This is a genomic window from Pseudomonas sp. P5_A2_2 (assembly GCF_054177685.1).
The window spans coordinates 1-7088 of the sequence record NZ_JBGCUL010000179.1 but is presented as its reverse complement, the minus strand read 5'-3'; the positions used below and the strand labels follow the sequence as shown (position 1 = coordinate 7088).

The window sequence follows — 7088 nt, the reverse complement described above, 5'->3', positions numbered from 1 at the left end:
ATTCCACCCAGGTCAAAGTCACCAACTACCCGGTCGAGAACATCGACGGCCAGGCGTTTATCGTCATCGCATCCGAGGAGAACGCGCCATGAGCGCCATTGCTCTTACCCGTATCCACAGTCGCACGCGCGAACTGGCACCGGGGCTTATCGTCAGCCTGATCGTGGCGGCCGCCGCGTCGTTCCTGTCCGAGCACTACGGTGCGCCGGTCATGCTGTTCGCCTTGCTGCTGGGCATGGCCCTGAATTTTCTCGCCGATGACGGCCCGTGCAAGGCCGGTATCGAGTTCACTGCGCGCACGGTGCTGCGCATCGGCGTGGCGCTGCTGGGCATGCGCATCACCCTGGAGCAGATGGCGGCGCTGGGCTGGAAGCCGATAGCCCTGGTAGTGATTCTGGTGGTGGTGACCATCAGCGTTTCGGTGGTCGCGGCCAAGGCCCTGGGTTTCCAGCGCCTGTTCGGCATGCTCACCGGCGGCGCGACGGCCATCTGCGGCGCCTCGGCGGCCYTGGCACTGGCGGCGGCGCTGCCGAACCATCCGCAGAAAGAACGCGCCACACTGTTCACGGTCATCGGTGTTTCGGCGTTGTCGACGATGGCGATGATCGTCTACCCGATGATCGCCAACTGGCTGGAGTTGTCGCCGCAGGTCGCAGGCGTATTCCTCGGCGCCACGATCCACGACGTGGCCCAAGTGGTCGGCGCCGGCTACAGCATGTCGACCGAGACCGGCGACACGGCCACAGTGGTCAAGCTGATGCGCGTTGCCATGCTGCTGCCAGTGATCGTCACCGCGGCGATGATCACCCGCATGCAAGGCGCCGATCCGACCGGCAAGCGCCCGCCGCTGTTGCCGTGGTTCGCCGTCGGCTTTCTGATTCTGGCCTGCATCAACAGCACCGGCTGGATAGCGCCTGCGGTGCAGGGATCGGTCAACGAACTGTCGCGCTGGTGCCTGGTGATTTCCATCAGTGCCCTGGGCATGAAGACCCGCCTCAAGGAGCTGGCGGCGGTCGGGATCAAACCGATTCTGCTGATGGTGGGGGAGACGGTGTTCCTGGTGGTGCTGGTGCTGTTGTTGCTGCGCTGGGGGCTCTAGTCTTCAGCCAGACACAAAACCTGTAGGAGTGAGCCTGCTCGCGATAGCGGTCCGAGATTCAGCATTGATGTCGACTGACACTCCCTCATCGCGAGCAGGCTCGCTCCTACAGGGATTGCATTTTAATTTCGCGCTTTCGGTGACTGTGCCAGCAGTCGCCGTTTTTTTTTGCCGGGCTGTCAGGACGACTTCGCCCCCGCCTGTTTCTGCGCCCGCCACGTCGCCGGCGGCATTCCAAACTGGCTGATAAACCATCGCGTAAACGAACTCGCCATCGAGTAGCCAAGCATGTCGGCAATGCGGCTGAGGGAGTAGTTCGGGTTGTCCAGGTAGCGCAGCACCAGGTCGCGGCGCACGTCGTTGATCACGTCGTTGAAGGCGCAGCCGTCGTCCTTGAGGCGGCGTTGCAGGGTGCGCACGTTCATGCCCTGGCTCTGGGCGACTTGTTCGATGGTGGCGCGCCCCATGGGCAGCAGCAGGTAGATGGCCTTGCGCACCTCGAACAGCATCGAGGCGCCTTCGTGGTTCTGCAGCGAGTCGAGGTAGCCCTGGGCGTAGCGGGCCATGGCCGGGTCGGCGTTGGGGTTGGTCATGTCGAGGCTGACGTCCGGGCAGACGATGCCGTTGAACTCGCTGCCGAACTCCAGGTTGCAGCCGAACAAGCGGCGATGCAGGTGCAGGTTGTCCGGTGGCTGGTGCATGAAGTTGACGCTGTAGGGGTGCCAGTGCGAGCCGAGCAGGGCCGAGCACAACCGGAACATCACGCCGATGGCCAGCTCCGTGGCCTGGCGGCTGGGCATGGGCGTTTCGGTGACCACCTCTTCGCGAATGATCACCATCTTGCCGGCCTCTTCGATGAAGATCGCCAGYGAGTCGTTCATCAGGTGCCGATAATCCACCACGACCTGCAAGGCATCGCGCAGGGTGCGCTGGTGGCTGAGCAGCAGGCTGACCACGCCGAAGTCCGAGAGTTGGCGCGACTCGGCCATGCTCAGGCCGAAGGTCTGGCAGCCGCTGGCGGCGGCCGAGTCTTCCAGCAAGCGCACGGCGGCATCGATCTGGATACGGTGTTCAGGGGCTTGCAGTTGGGCTCTGCTCAGGCCGACAGCGGCCAGCACGTCGCGTGGGTTGAAACCCAGGTACTGGGTGACCTCCAGGTAGTTGGTCAAGACAGCGGCGCGAACAAGCTTGGTCATGCGAAAGTCTTCCCTGGGCCGATGGCGGTTGGCGTGAGCGTGGCGACTATATCCAGCGTATCAACAGTTGAACAGTTGTCATGTCGTTGATGGTTTTCATGCTGTCCGGTCACCAATCTTCTACGCTGCAGGGAGCCATCAGCGCTCATCCGTTGATTACAGTGACCTTGCGCCAACCTGGGGGATTTTTCGACCGGCGGTCGCGCTGTCCTGCTGTCCGACAATTTGTCATCAAAAGAAAAGTGCCTGACGTCCAATGTAAAGCGCTTCGGGTGGGCGCTCTTTAATGTCGACCCTACAAAAAGCCCCTGGCGAAAACAGCCAGTCGAGTTATCGAGAAAGCGAAGGTGTTGACCGTGGACAAACTGCAAACTGCCGCCACCATTCTGATCGTTCCGGGTCTGCGCGAGCACGTGGCCGAACATTGGCAAACATTGCTTGCCGCCAGGCTGAGCAACGTGCGCAGTGTTGCGCCGCTTACGACCGACAAACTCGATTGCATGGCCCGTGTGCGGGCGATTCAACACGAACTCGAACAGATCGACGGGCCCGTGATTCTGGTGGCCCACAGCGCCGGCGTGCTGATGGTCGCGCACTGGGCTGCGCACTACAGCCGTCCGATCAAGGGCGCCTTGCTGGCCGCGCCACCGGACCTCGATGCGGTCTGGCCGGCAAACTATCCTTCTTCCGAAACCCTGCGTAGCCAGGGCTGGAATCCTCTGCCCCTGGGCCCGCTGCCATTTCGCAGCATCGTGACCGGCAGCACCAACGATCACCTGGCCAGTCTTGCTGCGGTCACCCGCATGGCGGAAGGCTGGGGCGCTGAATTGCTCGATCTGGGCGATGTCGGCCATCTCAATCCGGCCGCAGGATTTGGCCATTGGCAGCAAGCCGAGGCACTCATCCAGGAGCTGGATCGCTAGTACAAGGAGCTGGACTGGCAGTACGCCAACCGGCATTTGCCCTCATTCCTTAAACGCAAACCCACAGAGGCTTGCGCGAGGGCGGCTGCGCTTAAAACAAATACAAAAAGGCGGAGACAACGCAATGCACAACAATAAGAGTCACGGCTTCACTGCAGCACGCTACACCTTGCTGGCCTCGGCCATTCTGGCCGTCATCGCGCCGACGGCCCATGGGTTCGAGCTCGATCTGGGCAATCCGGACTGGACCGCGCGTCTGGATAACACCGTGAAGTACAACTACGGCGTACGCACCGAAAGCGCTGACAAACGCATGTTGGGAACGCCGAACAACAACGACGGCGACTTCAACTTCCGCAAGGCCGGCACCAACATCACCAACCGTATCGACCTGTTGACCGAAATGGATGTGGTCTACAAGAACGCCATGGGTTTTCGCGTCAGCGCCGCCAGCTGGTACGACAAGGCCTATGACAACACCGGTTCCAATTCCAACCCGTTCGTCAACGGCAACGATGCGCGTTCGGGCCTGATCGCCAACGACCCGCGCCTGGCCGGGGTGACCCATGACAACGTCGGCAATGGCAGCCCGCACCTGAGCAACTATGCCCAGCGCTACTACAGCGGTCCTTCGGGCGAAATCCTCGATGCCTTCGTGTTCTACAGCACCGAAGTGGGCGAGGAGTCGATGTTCAGCGTCAAGGCCGGTCAGCACAACGTGTTCTGGGGCGAGACCATTCTCAACCCGGTGCACTCGGTCAGCTATGGTCAGTCCGGCCTCGACCTGGCCAAGCTTGCCGCGTCGCCGGGCACCGAAGCCAAGGAACTGTTTGTCCCGCGTAACCAGTTGTCGATGTCGTTCACCGTCAATCCCGAGCTGACCGTGGGTGCCCAGTACTTCCTCGATTGGGACGCCGCGCGTCTGCCGGAAGCCGGTACTTACTACGGTGGTTCCGATCTGGTCGGCTTTGGTGCGCAATCGTTCCTGCTCGGCAACACCAATGGCGTGGTGCCCGGCAGTCCGCTGGGTTGTGGCCTGGCGCCGTGCAATGCGTTGACCAACGTGCGTCGCGGACATGACCTGACACCGGGCAGCAGCGGCGACTGGGGCGTCATGGCCAAGTGGTCACCGGCCTGGCTCGATGGCACCCTCGGCGTCTACTACCGCGAGACTTCGGAAATCCTGCCGCAAGCCTTTCTGGACGCCAGGGGCATCACCTCGGCCAACCCCAACGGCACCCGGCCGGCAGGGCAAGTGCCTGCGGTGATCAACACCCTCAATTCGCTGGACACCGCCACCTATCAGATGGCCTATGCCGACAACATCAAGATCCTTGGCCTGAGCCTGTCCAAGGACGTGGGCGGGATCAGCGTCGGTTCGGACCTGAACATCCGTCACAACATGCCGCTGGCCAGTATCCCGGCGATCGTCAGTACCCGCAGCCCGCTGGGCCTGGGGCAAGGGCTTGGTCTGCTGCCTGCACGTACCGACGCCACCGGTGTGGTCTACGACACCCCGAGCCGCGGCGACAGCATGAGCGCCACCGGTGACACCTTGCACTGGACGCTCAACGGTCTGATGACCCTGCCGAAAACGCCGGTGTTCGATCAGGCAACCGTGCTTGCCGAGCTGTACTACAGCAACCTGCTCAAGCTCGATGACAAGAACTCGGCACTCTACAAGGGCAAGGACAGCTATCGCGGCATCGACGCGCCGACCCGTGACAACTGGGGCATCGCGGTCAACTTCACGCCGACCTGGTACCAGGTGTTTCCCGGTGTCGACCTCAACGCGCCGATGTCGGTCAACGTCGGTCTCGCTGGCGTGTCGCCGGTCTCCGGTGGCGGTGCCAAGGACACCGGCAACTATGCCGTGGGCGTGGGTGCCGTTGTGTACAACAAATACTTCGTTGACCTGAAGTACGTGGACTCCTTCGGCAAAACCGAAAAATGCAATGTCAGCGGTGTGAGTACCGGCCCGAATGGCGGTGACGGCTCCACGCCCAACGCCTTTAGCGGCAACGAAAACTACGCCTGTTTCGCCGGTGGCTACTCGTCCTTCTCCGGAGGGGGTGCCACGACTGAGGACCGTGGCGCCGTGTACCTGACGATGAAAACAACCTTTTGATTCACCACTGATTTGCTCAATGCAAGCAGGAGAATAACAAGATGAAATTCGCACAAACCGTGTTGGCCGCTTCGCTGGCCATGGTCCTTGCCGCCCAGGCACAGGCCGCTGTTTCAACCCAGGAAGCTGCCAAGCTGGGCACCAGCCTGACACAGGCAGGGGCTGAAAAAGCCGGGAACGCTGATGGTTCCATTCCTGCCTATAACGGTGGCTTGACCACTGCGCCGGCGAGCTTCAAGGCCGGCGACAGCATGCGCCCGGATCCGTTTGCCAGTGAAAAGCCGCTGCTGGTGATCGACGGCAAGAACGTCGATCAGTACAAGGGCCTGCTCACAGCGACCACGGTAGAACTGGCCAAGCGTTTCCCGACGTTCCGTGTCGACGTGTTCCCGACGCATCGCACCGTTTCGCTGCCTCAAGCGATTCTGGATAACGGCGTGAAGAACGCCAGCGGCGCCAAATCCCTGGAAGGTGGCCTGGCCATCGACAACGTGCTGCCGGGCATTCCGTTCCCGATTCCGCAGACGGGCAACGAAGCGATGTGGAACTTCCTGTTGCGCTACCAAGGCGTCAGCATCAGCTCCAAGTACGACTCCTGGAACGTCGACTCCGCCGGTGTGCCAAGCCTGGCGACCACCGGGCAAGCGAACATCTCCTACCCGATCTATGAAAACCTCTCGCAGCCGATCAGCAGCGCCGACGTGTACTACCAGATGAAGCTGGCGTACACCGGCCCTGCGCGCCGGGCCGGTGAGGCGATCATGCTCAAGGACGCCGCCAACCCGTTGCAGCAGCCGCGTCGCGCCTGGCAATACCTGCCGGGCCAGCGTCGAGTGAAACTGGCGCCGAGCCTGGCCTACGACACGCCTAACCCGGGTACCGCCGGTGCGGGCACCTACGATGACGTGTTCGTGTTCAACGGTGCACTGGATCGCTACGACTGGAAACTGGTCGGCAAGCAGGAAATGATCGTGCCCTACAACACCTACAAGCTGACCTACGTGCAGGATCCGAAGTCGCTGACCACGGCCAATCACCTGGCACCGGACTTCGTGCGCTGGGAGAAACACCGTGTATGGGTCGTCGAAGGCAACCTCAAGGCCGGTGCCCGTCACATCTACGCCAAGCGCCGCTTCTACCTCGACGAAGACAGCTGGACCGCTCTGGCCTCGGATCAATATGACGCCCGTGGTCAGCTCTATCGTGGTTCGTTTGCCTTCCTGAGCCAGAGCTACGACAAGCAGGTTCCGGATTCGACGCCCTTCATGATCTACGACCTGGTCGGTGGTTCGTACAACATCAACGGTGTAGTCGGCCCTTACGGCGGCATTAAGTACATCGAGCCGCTCTCCAAGGCGCAGTGGTCTTCGGAATCCCTGGCCGGCGCCGGCATTCGCTAAGCCAACCGCAAGCAAACGCTCGCACGATCCACTGTGGGAGCGAGCCTGCTCGCGATGGACCAGAGGGCGACGCGGGCATCCAGAAAGCACGCGTCATCGTTAACGTCCATCGCGAGCAGGCTCGCTCCCACATGAGCTGCACGGCGCGAGGTGTGGCGCGGTTTTCCGATGAGGACGCAGTATGTGTTCGTATAAAAATAATATTTTGCGGCTGGCGTTTGGTGTCGTGCTCGGCCTGTCGCACGGCATCGCCCAGGCGGCCAATTACGTCGATGTGCTGGACCTGCCCGCCAGGGTCAGCGCCTTGGCGATCAACAGCCCTTTGTCCGGCATGGCCCGCGC

5 protein-coding genes and 2 pseudogenes are annotated in these 7088 nt (G+C 61.8%); 6 read left to right on the top strand and 1 reads right to left on the bottom strand.

Features of this window, described 5'->3' with window-relative positions; all coding sequences use genetic code 11:
• Together ACXRVY_RS13170 and ACXRVY_RS13165 are read left to right on the top strand one after the other, a co-directional pair.
• Nucleotides 1-92: pseudogene (locus tag ACXRVY_RS13170) on the top strand ((2Fe-2S)-binding protein); the annotation flags it as partial.
• Nucleotides 89-1099, top strand: a complete 1011-nt coding sequence (locus ACXRVY_RS13165; protein WP_223460164.1) for a YeiH family protein — start codon at nt 89-91, stop codon at nt 1097-1099. The pseudogene ACXRVY_RS13170 and the gene ACXRVY_RS13165, both read left to right, overlap by 4 nt.
• Before the next feature lie 179 nt (nt 1100-1278).
• On the opposite strand, the gene ACXRVY_RS13160 is transcribed toward ACXRVY_RS13165, so the two are convergent.
• A complete protein-coding gene (locus ACXRVY_RS13160) occupies nt 1279-2295 on the bottom strand; it encodes an AraC family transcriptional regulator (protein WP_223460166.1) in 1017 nt (338 codons plus the stop codon).
• A gap of 356 nt (nt 2296-2651) precedes the next feature.
• Between ACXRVY_RS13160 and ACXRVY_RS13155 the strand changes: the two genes are divergently transcribed.
• From ACXRVY_RS13155 to ACXRVY_RS13140, 4 genes and pseudogenes are all read left to right on the top strand, one after another.
• Entirely contained in the window at nt 2652-3218 is a 567-nt protein-coding gene (locus ACXRVY_RS13155) for an RBBP9/YdeN family alpha/beta hydrolase (RefSeq protein WP_223460168.1), read from the top strand.
• Between the two features lie 124 nt (nt 3219-3342).
• Nucleotides 3343-5346, top strand: coding sequence for a DUF1302 domain-containing protein (locus ACXRVY_RS13150; protein ID WP_223460171.1), 2004 nt, complete (start codon nt 3343-3345; stop codon nt 5344-5346).
• Between the two features lie 41 nt (nt 5347-5387).
• Entirely contained in the window at nt 5388-6746 is a 1359-nt protein-coding gene (locus ACXRVY_RS13145; RefSeq protein WP_223460172.1) for a DUF1329 domain-containing protein, read from the top strand.
• Between the two features lie 181 nt (nt 6747-6927).
• Nucleotides 6928-7088 (top strand): annotated as a pseudogene (locus ACXRVY_RS13140) (glycosyl hydrolase); the annotation flags it as partial.

Coding starts and splice junctions, on each gene's coding strand:
- ACXRVY_RS13150 (WP_223460171.1), top strand. CDS start 3,343: ATGCACAACAATAAGAGTCACGGCTTCACTGCAGCACGCTACACCTTG.
- ACXRVY_RS13145 (WP_223460172.1), top strand. CDS start 5,388: ATGAAATTCGCACAAACCGTGTTGGCCGCTTCGCTGGCCATGGTCCTT.